General features: G+C 44.9%; 13 protein-coding genes. 7 read left to right on the forward strand and 6 right to left on the reverse strand.

Annotated features, from left to right (window positions below; translation table 11 throughout):
- Positions 1–6 precede the first annotated feature (6 nt).
- Positions 7–2,652 carry a hypothetical protein gene (locus PN466_RS06930; RefSeq protein WP_271938096.1) on the reverse strand — a complete coding sequence of 882 codons (2,646 nt, stop codon included), beginning with the start codon at positions 2,650–2,652 and terminating at the stop codon, positions 7–9.
- Positions 2,653–2,941: 289 nt separating this feature from the next.
- Here PN466_RS06930 and PN466_RS06935 point away from each other — a divergent pair, with 289 nt between their 5' ends.
- The 3 genes from PN466_RS06935 to cobT all read left to right on the forward strand — a co-directional run bounded on the left by PN466_RS06935 (position 2,942) and on the right by cobT (position 5,529).
- Positions 2,942–3,649 carry a Crp/Fnr family transcriptional regulator gene (locus tag PN466_RS06935; RefSeq protein ID WP_271938098.1) on the forward strand — a complete coding sequence of 236 codons (708 nt, stop codon included), beginning with the start codon at positions 2,942–2,944 and terminating at the stop codon, positions 3,647–3,649.
- A 31-nt stretch (positions 3,650–3,680) separates the two neighbouring features.
- On the forward strand, positions 3,681–4,325 hold the full coding sequence (locus PN466_RS06940) for a DUF2232 domain-containing protein (RefSeq protein WP_271938099.1): 645 nt from the start codon (positions 3,681–3,683) through the stop codon (positions 4,323–4,325).
- 112 nt (positions 4,326–4,437) lie between these two features.
- Positions 4,438–5,529, forward strand: coding sequence for a nicotinate mononucleotide-dependent phosphoribosyltransferase CobT (gene cobT, locus PN466_RS06945; RefSeq protein ID WP_271938132.1), 1,092 nt, complete (start codon positions 4,438–4,440; stop codon positions 5,527–5,529).
- Positions 5,530–5,595: 66 nt separating this feature from the next.
- On the opposite strand, the gene PN466_RS06950 is transcribed toward cobT, so the two are convergent.
- The gene (locus PN466_RS06950; RefSeq protein WP_271938102.1) at positions 5,596–5,982 is read right to left on the reverse strand and encodes a hypothetical protein; all 387 of its coding nucleotides are present in this window, start codon (positions 5,980–5,982) and stop codon (positions 5,596–5,598) included.
- Positions 5,983–6,134: 152 nt separating this feature from the next.
- Between PN466_RS06950 and PN466_RS06955 the strand changes: the two genes are divergently transcribed.
- Positions 6,135–7,277, forward strand: a complete 1,143-nt coding sequence (locus PN466_RS06955) for an extracellular solute-binding protein (RefSeq protein WP_271938104.1) — start codon at positions 6,135–6,137, stop codon at positions 7,275–7,277.
- 40 nt (positions 7,278–7,317) lie between these two features.
- On the forward strand, positions 7,318–10,029 hold the full coding sequence (locus PN466_RS06960; RefSeq protein WP_271938105.1) for a hybrid sensor histidine kinase/response regulator: 2,712 nt from the start codon (positions 7,318–7,320) through the stop codon (positions 10,027–10,029).
- Between the two features lie 110 nt (positions 10,030–10,139).
- Here the strand turns inward: PN466_RS06960 and cimA are convergent, their stop codons facing one another.
- Positions 10,140–11,801: a citramalate synthase gene (gene cimA, locus PN466_RS06965; RefSeq protein WP_271938106.1), complete on the reverse strand. Its 1,662-nt coding sequence runs from the start codon at positions 11,799–11,801 to the stop codon at positions 10,140–10,142.
- A 78-nt stretch (positions 11,802–11,879) separates the two neighbouring features.
- Between cimA and PN466_RS06970 the strand changes: the two genes are divergently transcribed.
- A complete protein-coding gene (locus tag PN466_RS06970; protein WP_271938109.1) occupies positions 11,880–12,221 on the forward strand; it encodes a 2Fe-2S iron-sulfur cluster-binding protein in 342 nt (113 codons plus the stop codon).
- Positions 12,222–12,240: 19 nt separating this feature from the next.
- Here the strand turns inward: PN466_RS06970 and PN466_RS06975 are convergent, their stop codons facing one another.
- From PN466_RS06975 to hemE, 3 genes are all read right to left on the reverse strand, one after another.
- Positions 12,241–13,128, reverse strand: coding sequence for a 4-hydroxybenzoate solanesyltransferase (locus PN466_RS06975; protein WP_271938133.1), 888 nt, complete (start codon positions 13,126–13,128; stop codon positions 12,241–12,243).
- Between the two features lie 84 nt (positions 13,129–13,212).
- Positions 13,213–14,235: an NAD-dependent epimerase/dehydratase family protein gene (locus PN466_RS06980; protein ID WP_271938110.1), complete on the reverse strand. Its 1,023-nt coding sequence runs from the start codon at positions 14,233–14,235 to the stop codon at positions 13,213–13,215.
- A 6-nt stretch (positions 14,236–14,241) separates the two neighbouring features.
- Complete coding sequence (gene hemE, locus PN466_RS06985; protein WP_271938112.1) at positions 14,242–15,318, reverse strand: uroporphyrinogen decarboxylase; 1,077 nt, start codon at positions 15,316–15,318, stop codon at positions 14,242–14,244.
- Positions 15,319–15,592: 274 nt separating this feature from the next.
- Between hemE and PN466_RS06990 the strand changes: the two genes are divergently transcribed.
- Positions 15,593–16,102 carry a phycobiliprotein lyase gene (locus PN466_RS06990; RefSeq protein WP_271938114.1) on the forward strand — a complete coding sequence of 170 codons (510 nt, stop codon included), beginning with the start codon at positions 15,593–15,595 and terminating at the stop codon, positions 16,100–16,102.
- Positions 16,103–16,140: the final 38 nt, after the last annotated feature.

The raw sequence follows: 16,140 nt of genomic DNA on the forward strand, positions 1-16,140 counted from the left end.
TCAGAATTAATTCTTCTTCAAAGAATTCAATGGTGGCTCAGGATCATCATCATCTGCAAACCCTTCAAAGACATCATCTAGGCTCAAGGTTTCTTCTACAGTTGTCCCATCAGGTTGACTTGATGCCGGGAGGGGTTCATCGACATTTACCGTTTCTCCCCGCAAAAATCCTTCAAACATATTTTCTATCGTAGATGTGCCTTTTGGCGATCGCCCAGTGGATGGATCGATAGCATCCTTATCCCCCTGATTGTATTCCTCAAACACATTATCTACGGTAATGGATTTCGGCTCTTCAGTGTCTAAATTCTCAGACTCTTCCCCAAACACCGTATCGATGCTTAAAGACTCTGGCAAGTTGATACTGCTTTCATCTTCCCACAGACCGGTTAAATCTGCTGTTTCTTCCTCTGGAGTTGACTCCTGAAATGTAGGATCTTCTGGGAATCCTTCAAATAAACTATCTACTGTTACTCCAGGTTCAGAATTTTCTCGATCTTCAGGTTCTTCTTGTTCTGCCGAAGTCCCTGACTCAGGAGAAGTTAAAATTTCATTGAGGAAATTCTCCGTATTTATGGGAGCCTCTTCTTCATTCATGACGGTCTCTTCTTCAGGAGCAGAAATTGTAGAACTGGCGGGTTCTAAATTCCCAAAGAGATCCGTAACTTGCTCTTCTGGAACTGGCTCAGGAACGGGTAAAGTTCCCTCACCTTCGAGACTAAATAAATCCTGACTTAACTGTTCTAAGACTTCGCCTTGTAAATTTAACTGACTGACCTCCTGTGGTTCTTGGATCTCGGTGGGTAATAAGACTTCATCGGGAGAAGCAGAGATATAAAGATCTTCTGTGGCGTTTAAGGGGGTTTCGTCGGCCCAATGGGTTTCTAGGCTCTGTGATGTAATCTGAGGTGGTGAATCTTCTTCGCCAAATAACTCCATAAAAGTTTCTAGAGATACTGGATCTTCCACTTGGGAAGGAGCCGGAGCGCCTTCAAATAAATCTGATTCTAGAACTGAAGAGGGTGAGGATAAGTCAGTTGCAGGGAATTCCTCTGCTGCTAAAGGTTCTTGTGGCTCGTCTGTTTGGGCTTCAACATCACCTAGTCCTTCAAATAAATCTGATTCTAGGGTTTCGGCGATCGCCTCTTCATCTACAGGTTGCTCCCCTTGTGCTTCTGGTGGCGCGATCGCTTCTACATCCAATTCTGGTTCAGGTTCTTCAGCAATTTCATCCACTTCTGCCTGTTCTGCAAACTCTTGCAGGGGATCATCAGATTCCCCCTCGTCTTCCCTTTCACCTGTTGTAAACCGATCGGAAGCAAACAGTGCATCATAAAATTCATCACCTTCCATTTCCTCTTCTAGGAGCTGATTGGCATCCGCTGATGGCTCGTTAGAGAGTTGATCGATTTGATTCTCTTCAATCTCTGTAATTTCAACAATCTCTTCAACCTCTTCAAATTGTTCAAAAAACTCCAACCCGATCTCTTCATCAAGATCTACTAACTCTTCTAATTCCTCTGTATCCTCATCATCTATGGATTCCGGTTCAAAGCTATCCTCTTCCTCCTCAACCTCTTGGGCTAACTCAACCGACTCGGTTAAATGCTGGAGATCGCTAGGTTGGACAATAGGGCGATCGGGAGGATCTGAGGTTTGGGCATTTTGGGCTGCTCGATCGGTTTCAGGAGCGATCGCCGAAGGATTCAGGGATTTCCCTCCACTTGGTGTTTCTAATGTTTCTCCCAAAGAGTCTTCAGAACGGCTTTGAATATAAGAGGATGCTTCTCGTCCCAACTGGGATGCTAACCGATTTACCAAGGCACTAAACATTACCTCGCCCTGTTGACCCAAGCTGTACATATGCTCAATGCCTTGAGTCATTGATTCACTGTAGCTTTGAAGATTACTTTGCAGTGTCTCAAAAACCACATTGATCGAGGCATCTAGGGTTTTGAGTAGTTTATCTGATTGAGCTTGCAGCGCCCTCAATTGTTCAAGTCGTTCTTGGGGAGTCAACAGAGATTGATCGGTGCTACTATCCGCAGCCAGAATTGGATCGTGGGGTTCGCGGGACTGATATTGCAGAAATTCTACCTGCAAATCGGCTAAATTTTGAGCTACCTGTTGGGTGAAACTTTCTGCACAGCGATCGATCAGAGTTTGGAAAAACTCAGTCATCATTTTCTGAGATTGACCCGACATCGCATTCTTGCCACGCTGTTGATCCAGATATTGCAGCTCCTGGCGCATCTGTTCCCGCTGGTTTTGTAGGGCCGCAATTTCTTCTTGCAAGGGGATCAGAATGCTCGATCGCAAATCTTGCACCACAGCTTGCACAATTTGTTGATTTGCCGAGTTCGGTGGTTCTAGTATCGGTTGGCGCTCTTGGGACAGATCCGCCCCCAGTAAAGAAAGACGACGGCGACTGGCAGGTGTCGAACGGCTTGAGGGAGGAAGTTGACCTTTAGCAGTAGGGCGCTGAGTTGGGGAAGGGGGTAAACTGCCTAAATACTCCCGAACCCGTCTTAAAACTCGACGTTGTTGGCTCACCTCTCCCGCCATCACCCAGGGAAGGCGAGACTGGGTTTTGGATAGCACACTATCGATTTCTGTTATCAGTGCTTGACGCTGGTCAGTCTGAGGTGTCACAATCGTCATCCCTAACTATATGTTCGGTCGGTTTTGCTGAAGGTGAGCATACTGCAAGCAGTTTAAGTCAAAACTGAGTAAGAAGGGGGGATTTGATGCGAAAATTAACTTTATCTTACTTTATGAGTTCACGTTATTGAGGGCGATCGCCCCAATCGACTGATAAATCTTGTAGATTTTGAGGCACTTTACGTTATGATTGCCTTATCGTTTAGGTTGTAAACTCATGGCCTGCCCTCCAGACCCATTTTTAATTTTTAATTTTTAATTTTTAATTGATATTACCCCTATGGTAGAACGACACAAGTCCCGTGGTGAATTGAATCAGCGTGAACTGATTAAGTCAGCGCCCTTTTTTGAAGGGTTACCGGAGGAGATTGTTGAACGGACGACGGCGCAAGTGGTGGTGCGAGAACATCCTTCTAACCAGGTCATCCTATTGGAAAATGATTGGGGTAGCTCGGTTTATTTTATTTTGGAAGGATGGGTTAAGATCCGCACTTATAATTTAGATGGTAAAGAGGTTACCCTCAATATTATTGGTAAGGGGGAGTTATTTGGAGAAATGGCTCCCCTCGAAGAGGTGCCACGCTCTACTGATGTGATTACCCTCGCCCCAACCACGATTGGCAATATGCCCGCTAGTGATTTTGTTAACTTGATTCATACGGAACCAAAGGCGGGTATCCGGTTGGCCCAATTGATGGCACGGCGCTTACGACAAGTCAACCGACGGTTACGACTACGGGAGTCTGATAGTACCTCCCGTGTAGCGGATATCCTCTTGTTTTTGGCTGATGGTCAAGGAACGAAAACGGCTGAGGGGGTAGAAATTCCCAATCTCCCCCATCGGGAATTAAGTAGTTTGAGTGGATTAGCGCGTGAAACGGTTACCAGAGTTTTAAGTAAATTGGAAAAGAAAAAGTTGATTGTGCGCCCCGATCGCGATACTCTTTGTATTCCAGATTTGGGTGCTTTAGAGCGCCTGATGGTTTGATGGGTAATGAGGTAATAGGTAGTCATAGGTAATGGGTAATCAGAAGCCGGAGAGTCAAGTTAATCTGACCTTACCTCTAGTAGAATCAGCGTTTTTGGCAAGTACGTCTAGTCTGATTTGGTTGGTGAATTATTATTTTCCACCCGGGCCATTATTGCGGATCTTTTTTCCCGTACCGATCGCCTTGGCCTATTTGCGTTGGGGCAGTCGCAATGCTTGGATGACTATGACGGTAACGGGTTTGCTGTTAACCGTTTTAATGGGACCAACCCGCAGTATCCTGTTTCTGATTCCCTTTGGACTGTTGGGAGTGCAGTTGGGGATGATGTGGAAGCGGGGAGCAAGTTGGTTGGTGTCTATTGGTTTAGGAACGCTGTTGGGAGCGATCGGATTTTTCTTCAAAATTTGGTTGGTGTCCATTCTCCTGGGTGAGGATTTATGGCTGTATCTGATGGCACAGGTGACCAGCTTGATCGATTGGATATTCCTGAAGTTGGGATTATTGGCCGAGCCGGATATCACGATCGTACAGGCGATCGCCGTAGTCATGATTTTAGTCAATAATTTGATCTATTTGTTCGTTGTCCATTTGGTCTCTAGTTTGCTTCTCGAAAAGTTGGGTAACCCCATTCCCTTGCCTCCCGCTTGGGTGGAAATTCTGTTAGATCGGGAATAGGGAATGGGGAATAGGGAATGGGGAATAGGGGGATATGGAGGACACGGAGACGCGGGGACATCGAGATCGGCTATTATCTATTACCCATTACCCATTACCATTGTTAACTGATATGATTTCTGTTTATACCGAGTTTGAGCGGGGAGAAAATTGGTTAAATAAGTATCGTGGAAGTCGGCCCCATTTTGCTTGTATTCTCGGTTTCACAGAAACGGCATTAATTCCGGGAATCTCTGCTGCCGGAGCAACGCCGGAAGACCGGCGCTATACCTGTTTGGCAGATGCTGAGTTTTTATACAATGGAGTAACTCCGAGATATGCTTATCCGTTACCTCCCTTACATGCCGGTATTTCTCCCGTCTTTATCTCCCGTGCTATTTGTGAAGCGCTCCAGATTCCCATTACTTTGTTGAACGCGGGATTACCCATTCCTCCCCCTGTAGAAGCGGTAGATTTGGGGGGAACTCCTGCCTTCTGTGTCAGTAGCGGACAAGCTTTAGATCGAGAAAGGGTTCGTCATCTGTTTAACCAAGGGCAAAAATGGGGAACACAGTTAGCTCAACACACTGATTATTTAATTATCGGTGAATGTGTCGTAGGCGGAACAACCACCGCATTAAGTATTTTAACGGGATTGGGATGGCCAGCATCGGGTAAAGTCAATAGTAGTCATCCCACCTGTAACCACGCTCAGAAAATAGAGGTCGTGAAGCAGGGGTTAGAGCGTGCAAGATGGTTCAATCGGCCCGGATCGGTGTGGGAATTAATGGCAGCAGTAGGCGATCCCATGCAACCGGTAGCTGCTGGAATGGCGATCGCCGCGAGTCAATATTGTGGTGTTCTCTTGGCTGGCGGCACTCAACTGTTAGCTGTGTATGGTTTAATGCAAGCTATTGCTCAGGAGGAAAACCGGATTTGGGATACGTCTGAAGTGGTGGTGGGAACGACGCGATGGGTGGCTGAAGATCCAACGGGAGACACGGTTGGTTTAGCGAAACTATTACCTCCAGTTCCATTAATGGCAACCCAACTGAGTTTTGCTAAGTCTAACTATCACTCACTTCAAATGTATGAACAAGGGTTTGTAAAAGAAGGTGTTGGTGCGGGGGGTTGTGCGATCGCCGCTACCCTGTGCCAAAATTGGAGACGAAAAGACCTCCTTGAGGCGATCGAAACCTTAATCGACCGTTATTCTCATGGGTAATGGGTAATATATTAGGTATAGGTCAATCATTTTCCCTATTTATCCCCTATTTCCTAGTCCCCAGCGCTATAATTGAATCCGCTTAGACAGTAATTGCTCCTCTAGAGCAGCAATGCGATTATAAGCAGCGGTCAGTTGTGCAGTTAAGCGCTGCACTTGCAGTTCAGGAGATAAATATGCATCTGACCGGGATTCAGATATCTCACGACGGTTATCATAATCATCATCAACTAATACATCTTTATGATCCCAAATGGGGAGATCGGATAACTCATGAGTATAGGAATGATTACTAGTACCCCGTTCTGGCAGATGAGTCTCTTCTGCGGGGAGATGGCTCGACCCAGGTTGAGATTCTAGCAAAGAGAATTTAGAATTAAGCCGTTCAATCGCATGGGACATGCTTTCTATTTTTTCCATCAGCATCATAATTTGGGTTTCCAAAATTTCCATGGGGGACTCCAGAAGTTACAGGTAAGGATTGTTCTCTACGATTTTAGATAGGCTTTGACAAGATTCTTGATTTATTTTTGAATCATTTAACTTTTAGTAAAAACTGTAAATAAATACTTAACATTTTCTCAGTTATGGATCGTCGAAGATTTTTGTCAGGAAGCCTGAAAACCGCCACTTTAGCACTATCGAGCCTATCATTGTCCTCAGTCTTGACTACGGGATGCAGTCCCACTGCCAGCTTAAAGATTTCGATTCTCAAGGGATCGATTCCAGCGACGTTGATCAATGAACTCAAAAAAGGACTACCGGAGAGTGTGAGTTTAGAAGCGATCCCGGTTAGTCAACTCGATCGCCTATTCCAATCTTTGAAGCGAGAACCCAAGGATTCTGAGAATTCGGTATGGAGAAGTTTAGCTTTTTGGCAAACGGCTCCCTCTGCTCCGGATCTCGTGACGCTTGGAGATGCTTGGTTAAGGGAGGCGATCGCCAATCAACTCATTCAACCCATCGATACCTCTTTACTTTCTTGGGATCAATTACCTAAAAGTTGGCAGAGCTTAGTAATGCGCGATCGCCAAGGGAATCTCGATCCGAATGGCGAAGTTTGGGGAGTACCCTACAGTTGGGGAACCACGGCGATCGTTTATCGACCAGATAAATTTAAATCCCTCGGTTGGGAACCCACAGATTGGTCAGATTTGTGGCGACAAGAATTGCAAGGTCAAATTTCCTTACTCAATCAACCCAGAGAAGTGATTGGTTTAACCCTAAAATCCCTCGGTTATTCCTATAACACTCCTGATTTAGAAACCATTCCCGAATTACTTCCAACCTTAAAACAACTCAATCGCCAAGTTAAATTTTATAGCTCTGACCAATATTTACAACCTCTAATTGAAGGGGATTCTTGGATAGCTCTCGGATGGTCAACAGATATTCTACCGATCTTAAATCGGTATAAACTTAAAGCTATTATTCCCCAATCTGGAACTGCACTGTGGGCGAATACTTGGGTCAGTCCTAAGCTGAGTCCTAAGAACTCCGGTATTCAGGAATGGATGAACCAGTTTTTAAACTCGGATTTAGCCCTCAAACTCTCTCAATTTACCGATACCGCCTCACCGCTATTAATTACTACGAACCGTGAGAGTTTACCTACATCTATCCTTCAATCTGGAGTGAAGTTCCCCGATCCTAGCATTTTTGCCAATAGTGAATTTCTCTTACCCCTCTCGGAGCAAACTCAGCAGAGCTATACCCAACTTTGGAAACAGATGCGGAGTCATGAATAATTGTTAATTGATACTACCAGCGCGAGGCGCTCTAAAGTCCATGCAGAATAACTTTCTTTTTTTCAAGCGATATAACCAAATTATTTTGGCTACTTTCTCTGTGATTTTCTTATCCTGTTGTGGATTGGTATACCTCAAATTTGAGACCCAATACAATTATCGCATTGATGAATTAGAAGATAGCTTTGAAAAACGGGTACTCAATCTCGATTTTTGGATGAAATCTGCCACCCTACAAATTGATGGGTTACAAGTTCAAGCTCAAGCTTTTTTAAGAAATCATCCTGAACCCTCAAACAATTGGCCATTATTAGAACAGTTTGCCCAAACCGATGGCATTTTTAACCTGGATGCGGTTACACCAGAGGGAGACCCTCGGGAAATGGGTAACATTACAGGTTTTGGTTCAGTACAAAACCGCTCGCCAGATTTCTATCGAGATTTAGAAATGACCTGGAATCTGAATTCCAAATTTGAGGCAGTTCTTCAGACGGTACCCAATGTGGCATGGCTTTACTATGTGTCCAAGCACAATTTTATTATCGTTGCTCCTTGGTTTTCATCTGAAGAGGTAACTATTTTGGATACAACGATCACTAAAGATTTTTATATTTTGGGATTACCGGAAAATAATCCAAAACGCGAGCGCTTTTGGACACAACCCTATATTGATGAAAGTGGCAAAGGTTTAATGGTAACCTTGGCCAAGCCGATTTACGATAAAGATGATTTTTTGGGGACGGTTTGTCTCGATTTTACTCTGGATGTATTGACGGATTTTGTCATTAGTGAAGATCCAGATGATGGAACGCTGCTAGTAATCGACAGTTATGGCAATTTGCTCGCACATCCCACCTTAGTCAAATCATCCGATCAAGACGTTCAATCGGTACAAACTTCACTTCCTGAAGGGATTGACCTCAAGGATATTTTGCAGACTGAACCCAACTCCATTGTGCAAATCAATAATCACTTATTCATCTACCGAGAACTGGATAATGTGCCCTGGAAAACCATTTTATTTGTGCCCAAACAAGTCATTTTGTGGAAATCCATATCGGATGCTGGTGTGAGCTTTATTCTGCTACTTCCTGGAATTGGATTAATTTTAGGATTGAGTGCCTTTATGACTCACAAAGAATTTATTTATCCCTCTCAACAATTAGTGCAGCATATCGAAAGAGAAAATAGTGGAAAACCGTCTCCTATTCCTCAAGTTCCCAAAAATTGGAATCCTTGGTTTACAACGGTTTCCAGTACTTTTTCACAGAACCGCAGCCTGTTGACAGAATTAGAACAAAGGGTTGCCGATCGCACGGCTGAATTAGAAGTTGCCAAGAAAAAAGCCGAGGTTGCTAACCAAGCAAAGAGCGAGTTTTTAGCGAATATGAGCCATGAGTTACGAACGCCTCTAAATGGCATTTTGGGTTATGCCCAAATCATGGAACGCTCTCAGGATTTGAATGAACATCGCCAAGGAGTTCATGTTATCGAACAAGCAGGTTCTCACTTATTGACGTTAATTAATGATATTTTAGACTTAGCTAAAATCGAAGCCAAAAAAATGGAACTTTATTTGAAAAGCTTCTATTTTCCTTCTTTTTTGTCGGGAGTGTCAGAAATTGGACGAGTACGAGCGGAAACCAAAGGAGTCAGCCTAAGTTTTCAGGCTGGAGAACATCTCCCTAATGCTATCCTAGCCGATGAAAAGCGCTTGCGTCAAGTTCTATTGAATTTGTTAGGAAATGCGATTAAATTTACTGAAGAAGGTCAAGTTATTTTGACGGTAACCAGTCAAGATTTACCCGGGGATAGCCCAGAGAAAAATCCTCTTTCTCCGAAAGCAAGAATTTGTTTTACGGTACAAGATACGGGAGTGGGAATGACTCCAGAACAATTGGAAAAAATCTTTCTTCCCTTTGAACAAGTGGGGTCTAAGTCGAAGCAATCAGAGGGAACCGGCTTAGGGCTAACGATTAGTCGTCAAATTGTGGCGATGATGGGCAGTGAAATTAAGGTGGAAAGTAGGTTAGGTGCGGGGAGTACGTTTTGGTTTGAACTGGATGTAGCGATCGCCGAGGAATGGGTTCAAAGCGCGACCGTATCGAAAAAAGGGAAGATTATTGGCTATGAAGGGGAACCAAAGAAAATCTTGATTGTCGATGATGGCTCGGTTAATCGCGTTGTAATTGCTGAAGTTTTAAGACCGTTAGGATTTATCATTGATGAAGCAGGAAATGGTCGCCAAGGACTAGAAGAGTTGGAAGCTTTTCAACCTGATTTTATCATAACTGATATTGTAATGCCGGAAATGGATGGTTACGAATTAGTGCGAACCATTCGTGAGTCCTATGCCCAAAACTTGCCCATTTTAGCGGCGAGTGCAAGTATCTCGTTAGCGGATCAAAGTTTAGCAATCGCTGCTGGATGTAATGACTTTTTATCCAAGCCAATTAATTTTGAAATGCTATTTGATCATCTACAAAAATACTTAAATTTACAGTGGATCTATGAAACAGGAAATGAAGGGAAAACCGATACAGAACTAGCAGCAATGGTTATTCCTCCTATCGAGAAACTACAAGCTATTTATGAAGCGGCTAAAATTGGGGATATCGAAGAAATCGAATTACTTGCTGGAGAAATCGCTGAACAGGATTCAAGATACGAGCAATTTACACAACGACTACTAGAATTAGCTTCTCGATTTGATGATCGCCCCATTCTTGACTTAATTCAACCTTATATTTAAGCAGTCTTTCCTCCTAATTTATATCGGTGGTGCGTTACACTGCACTAACGCACCTTACTTGAGTGTCTCCCCTGTTCCCTAACCTCCACAGATCATGTTTTCAGCCAGCCCTAGCCTAAAGAAGCCATATCAATAGATTGAGAATGGTCTTTTTCCTGGGCTTGATGAACTAAGAGTAAGCCATATTCTAGACCTTCAACAACGGCTTGATAGGACGCATCTAAAATATTTGTGGATACGCCTATGGTTGTCCATCGATTTAATCCATCACTCGATTCGACTAATACCCTGGTTTTAGCTGAAGTTCCGGCTGTTCCATCAAGAATTCGGACTTTATAGTCAGTTAAATAGAAACCCCCAATTTCTGGGTAAAATTTCACCAAGGCTTTTCTGAGTGCTGCATCGAGTGCAGCCACGGGGCCATTTCCTTCGGCAACTTCGAGAAAATTGCGCTCATTTACCCTCACTTTGATGGTGGCTAACCCATTACTGGTCATGGTCGGATCTACCGTGGGCGCTCCCATGTCACAATGGACATTAAATCCCTTGATTTCAAACCAGGATTGAGCTTGCCCTAAAGCCGACCGCATTAAGAGTTCAAAGCTGGCTTCTGCCCCTTCAAATTGATAGCCTTGATTTTCTAGATCCTTCAGCCGTTCTAAAATTTGCCGACAAGCAGGATTGTGTTTATCTAATTCGATGCCAAAAGAGCGGGCTTTCGCTAAAATGTTACTTAATCCGGCTTGATCGGAGACCACAATCCGCCGTTGATTGCCGATTTTTTCCGGTTGTAAATGTTCGTAGGTGAGGGGATTTCGCGCGACCGCAGAGACATGAATACCACCTTTATGGGCAAAGGCAGAACGGCCGACAAAGGGGGCATGATGATTGGGGGCTAAATTGACGACTTCACTGACAAATCTACTGGTTTCCGTGAGGTTGGCTAATTGGTCTTCGGCTAAACAGGAATAGCCGAGTTTGAGTTGCAAGTTGGGGATGACAGAGCAGAGGTTGGCATTGCCGCAGCGTTCGCCATAGCCATTGATGGTTCCTTGTACCATTTGCGCTCCCTCTTGTACAGCAGCGATCGCATTAGCAACTGCCGTATCGGAGTCATTATGGGGGTGAATCCCTAGTTTGACTGTATAATTGTGCTGCTGAAAATGGGCTTTTACATCTCGCACAATAGCAGTGATTTCATAGGGTAGGGTTCCGCCATTCGTATCGCACAGTACCACCCATTCTGCGCCTGCTTGTACCGCCTGGTCTAGGGTAGAGAGAGCATATTCAGGATTTTGCTTGTAGCCATCAAACCAATGTTCCGCATCATACATGATGCGACGACCTTGAGTGCGGAAATACTCGGCCGTATCTGCAATCATGGCTAAATTTTCTTCTAAGGTCGTATGTAATCCTTCGGTGACATGCAGATCCCAAGATTTACCAAAAAAGCAGATCCATTGGGTCCCAGCACTGAGAATGGCTTGGATCATGGGATCGTCAGCCGCTTGGGTATGAGGACGACGGGTAGAACAGAAGGCAACTAAGGCGGATTGCGTGAGGGGTTGTTCTTTCAGATGCCAGAAAAATTGTACATCTTTGGGGTTTGCACCGGGCCAACCCCCTTCAATAAAGGGAACACCTAGTTGATCGAGACGGCGGACGATTCGTAGTTTATCGTCTAGGGAGAGTGAAAGTCCTTCTCGTTGAGCGCCATCTCGGAGTGTCGTGTCGTAGATCCAGATGGGTTGAAGGTTGGATAAGGTAGTCATGCAATTAAACCCGCTTGCGTCAGGCGATCGATTTCGTCCTTAATTGTAGAGAAAGAGTTCAGCAGGAAAATGTAAATTATGGTGAAGATTAAAGTAGCTAGCCAAGAGATTACCTGTGAGTCGGGAGCCAATTTGCGCCAAGTGCTGTTGGCCCATGATATTGCACTGTATAACGGTCAGTCAAAGGCGATCAATTGCCGAGGAATTGGGACTTGTGGCACTTGTGCAGTGTATGTGGAGGGTGAGGTTTCGCCCCCAAATTGGCGCGATCGCACTCGGAGATCGCTTCCTCCCCATTCTGGCGATCGCCCTTTGCGTTTGGCTTGTCAGACTCAGGTTTTGGGTGATATTTCTGTGACTAAATTTGATGGGTTTTGGGGACAGGGAGAGCAACCGGTTTGGACTCCAGAGATCCGCTAGTCAGGAGTAAGCCCTTTGATTAAGCCAAGAGTGTGCCGGAAATCATCGCAGCTAAGAGGACAAAGCCAATGATCACGTTTTGACCAAAAATTTGACCGTAGAGGGTGGGGGAAATTTCCGGTTGCAGGAGATCGTAAACCTGTTTCGCCCAGAAGATAATGGCGAGGCTCCACCCCAACCAAAATGTCCAGTTTAATGCCATGAATTGGCTCTCTAAGGCTAATAAAACAGCAGTTCCGGTAAAAAAGATGCCTACAGCGATGGGAGTCTTATCGCCGAAAAACAGGGCACTGGAGTTGACACCGATCCGTTCGTCATCTTGGCGATCGGGGAGGGCGTAGACTGTATCAAATGCTAGAGTCCAGAGGATCACCGCGCTCCAGAGTACCCAAGTGGCAGGTTCGAGGTTAGCAGTAACGGCGCTCCAGCTAATCAGTACGGCAAATCCCCAGGCAATGGAGAGGACAAGTTGGGGAACCGGAAATACGCGTTTAGCGGTGGGATAAAAGACAATGACGGGAACAGCAGCAACGCACAGAAGAAAGCTAAACCGGTTGAGATAGAGGGCTAAGACAGCAGCGCACAACAGAGCTAAAATGGCGATCGCTACTCCAACCTGAATCGAGAGGGCGCGAGAAGCGAGGGGACGGCTACGAGTCCGTTCTACTTCTGGATCAATATTGCGATCCCATAGGTCATTAATCACACAACCCGCAGCACTAGTCACGAATGTACCAACAATGATGACCCCCACTAGGGGAAGGGGCGGAGTTCCCCGTGCTGCCAGAAATACCGCCCATAACGCTGGAACCATCAGAATAAATCGACCGGCAGGTTTATTCCAGCGCAAGAGTTTGATAATACTCAGCCAGGTGGGATCGCTTTGAGGTGTCGATGGGCTAGTCATGGGCAAGTAGGGAATAGGGAATAGGGAATAGGGAATAGACAATGGGCCATTTCCGCGTCACCGTGTCCTCCCCATCCAGAAAAATCACTCAGTCTGAGTGACTGACCGAATACTGCTAATTTTAAGTAAATCGCTTAGGGTTGGACAATAAGTCGTTAAACCTAGAGTCTCTGGACTCACTGGATTTTGATAGCGAAAATGGCGATAGCGCATACAAAATTGATCCCAAGCTCCCATTTCAATTTTTACCCCAATTAGTCGTAAAATACCAATGAGGGTATCGGCTAAAGCGACAGATAGGGGAATCCGAAAATAGATTTTTTTCTGTAAAAACTGGCAAATTTGGGCAATCCCTTCATCGACGCTAAGGACGGGATTTCCTAAAACTAAATGATGGGCAAAGGCAAAACTTTCATTGGGATCGGGGGGAAGCGTATGATCGACCAAATGGGTAATGACTTGGGCAATATCATAAGCATGAAGAAAATGGAAACTACCATCGGCGCTAAAAAAACGAGCCAAGTTAATCCATTTGGGAATTTCTGATAATCCAGAGGAGAGATGGGAATAGGGTTTATTCTCATCTCCCCCAAATACTAAGGTGGGAAAGACAATGGAAATGGGAGGAGCGCTCGTTAGTTTACTCAGTTGCTGATAACAGTCGTACTTAGAGCGAATATAATCAGTTCCCAACTGTCCTGCTTGGGGTAAAAGCTGATTATCTTGACCCAAAATGCTAGCCGTAGAAAAGTAGATAACTTGGTTACAAACATTCGGATCTAAGGCTTTGATCAATTGAATGGTTTTAACCACATTAATATCAAAAACTTCCCTAGGGCCACCCCAAGCAGTAGCGGCTAAAATTGCCCCATCGACCGTACTTAACAGATCGTTATATTGGCTAATCTCGCGCAAATCGCCTTCTAATATGGTAATTCCCGATCGCGCTTGATAGTCGAATTGTAATTTTTCTGGTTTTCTCACCAGCAAAAACAAATCATGACCGGTCTTTTGAATTAATGACTCAGCAATATAGTGGCCGATGCAACCACTGGCACCGGTTATGAAAATCCGTTTTTTTTTCGGGGTTGATGGGGTTAGAGTCATAATCAGTTAACAGGTAGCCAGATCCAGTTGTTTCGCTGTTTCAAAGAAAAATTGGGCATTTTCTTCAGGGGTTCCTGGTAAAATCCCATGACCGAGGTTGAGGATATGACGCTTGTTGCCCGCTTTGCGAACGGTGTCTAACATGCGATCGCGGATAAAGTCTTTAGAGCCAAAGAGCGCACCTGGATCGACATTGCCTTGTACCCCCATGGTTTCTGGTAAGCGAGACCGAGCATCCTTCATATCTACAGTCCAGTCTACACTAATGATATCGACTCCCGATTTAGGCATCAAATCAAAAACACCAGCACTACCACTAATATATAGAATCAGGGGCGTGTCGGGATATTCAGCCTTCACTTGCTCAACCACCCGTTGTTGATAGGGTAGAGCTAAAGCTTCATAGTCAATGGGACTGAGGTTACCCGCCCAAGAGTCAAATAATTGTACGACTTGAGCACCATTTTTAATTTGGTATTTGACATAAGTCGCGATCGAATCAGCCACCTTACCCAACAGTTGGTGTAACATCTCTGGCTCACTAAAAGCCATTTGCTTAATGTTGCTATAGGTTTTTGAAGTTTTGCCTTCAATCATATAAGCGGCTAACGTCCAAGGAGAACCCACAAAACCCAACACAGCCGCCTTATTCCCAACTTCTGTCCGTAGCTCTCGCAATACTTGACCGACAAAGGGCAATGATTCTTCTGGGTTTAATGGAGTTACTGCTTCTATCTGTTGTAGAGAGCGAATCGGGGGGTCAATGACTGGCCCTTTACTCTCGACAATATCAAAGGGAATCCCCATTCCCGGTAAGGGCGTGAGAATATCGGAAAACAGAATCACCCCATCCGGTTGAAAGGCCCGATAGGGTTGCAGAGAAATTTCTAGGGATAATTCGGGATTTTCGGAGCGTTCCCGAAAGCTCGGATACTTATCTCGCAGGTCGCGGTATACTTTCATATAACGTCCTGCCTGCCGCATCATCCAAACGGGGGGGCGTGAGAGAACTTCGCCACGGGTAGCGCGTAATAGATAGGGTATCTCAGTTGATTTGGGAGATATCTCAGTTGATTCGGTCATGCTTTAAGGGTTTTTATTCCAAGGGCTGGAGATGAGTGCAAAAATTGAGGATAGGGAAGCCTGTTAGCTCGTTTCGTTGCTTCTTTGGGCTAAGAGTTGGGGACAAGCCGGTTAACTTCACCAATCCAGACAACCGGCTATAATGTTCCGGATTGCCTTACCTATCATCTCATAAGATGCGATCGCTTGAATCGTCTCCTGTAGCTCTAAAATAGAATTTTGGCTTTTTTTCCAATACTGATGCTCAACTTGTGGAGATAGTACGAGAGTTTTAATGAATATTACGGAATTTTTACAACAGACTGCGGGGAAATGGTTTTCCCAGCGCACTGCCCATCCCGTCGAATCCAGTCAAACCCAGACCGGCAAATCTACCCTCTATGTCGATTTTCTAGCCAGCGATGACCCCAAAGTAAAGGCACTTAGCGATCGCCAGGGTCTAAACAATGTCTTAGGAGGCACTCTTGTAACCTGGGAAGCCACCATTGATCCCTCTGCCCAATTCTACAAGGGAGAGCGTCTATTGGTTTGGGTGGGCGATAGTGATGTTCAAAACCCCCAGAGGGGCAAATTTTTCTCCTCCCTTGAAGGTTCTCCTCCGGGTTCTTTTAGCCTAGATGAAGACGAAATTTTAACCTTAAGAATAGAATCCCAAGGGCAAGTTTCCGAAGACCGCATCTGGTTTGCTTCCCCCAACTTTCGCCTCCGAACCAGTTTTACCCAAGTCTCGGGTGAAACCGTTTTTGCCTCTCTGTGTACTGAAATTCGATTGGGGAATGGGTAATGCTTAAAAATTAAAAATTAATAATTGTTGATTATTAA

Origin of the sequence: Roseofilum reptotaenium CS-1145, from assembly GCF_028330985.1 — a bacterium.
GTDB lineage: Bacteria > Cyanobacteriota > Cyanobacteriia > Cyanobacteriales > Desertifilaceae > Roseofilum > Roseofilum reptotaenium.

Coding starts and splice junctions, on each gene's coding strand:
- PN466_RS06935 (WP_271938098.1), top strand. CDS start 2,942: ATGGTAGAACGACACAAGTCCCGTGGTGAATTGAATCAGCGTGAACTG.
- PN466_RS06940 (WP_271938099.1), top strand. CDS start 3,681: ATGGGTAATCAGAAGCCGGAGAGTCAAGTTAATCTGACCTTACCTCTA.
- cobT (WP_271938132.1), top strand. CDS start 4,438: ATGATTTCTGTTTATACCGAGTTTGAGCGGGGAGAAAATTGGTTAAAT.
- PN466_RS06950 (WP_271938102.1), bottom strand. CDS start 5,982: ATGGAAATTTTGGAAACCCAAATTATGATGCTGATGGAAAAAATAGAA.
- PN466_RS06960 (WP_271938105.1), top strand. CDS start 7,318: ATGCAGAATAACTTTCTTTTTTTCAAGCGATATAACCAAATTATTTTG.
- cimA (WP_271938106.1), bottom strand. CDS start 11,801: ATGACTACCTTATCCAACCTTCAACCCATCTGGATCTACGACACGACA.
- PN466_RS06970 (WP_271938109.1), top strand. CDS start 11,880: ATGGTGAAGATTAAAGTAGCTAGCCAAGAGATTACCTGTGAGTCGGGA.
- PN466_RS06975 (WP_271938133.1), bottom strand. CDS start 13,128: ATGACTAGCCCATCGACACCTCAAAGCGATCCCACCTGGCTGAGTATT.
- PN466_RS06980 (WP_271938110.1), bottom strand. CDS start 14,235: ATGACTCTAACCCCATCAACCCCGAAAAAAAAACGGATTTTCATAACC.
- hemE (WP_271938112.1), bottom strand. CDS start 15,318: ATGACCGAATCAACTGAGATATCTCCCAAATCAACTGAGATACCCTAT.
- PN466_RS06990 (WP_271938114.1), top strand. CDS start 15,593: ATGAATATTACGGAATTTTTACAACAGACTGCGGGGAAATGGTTTTCC.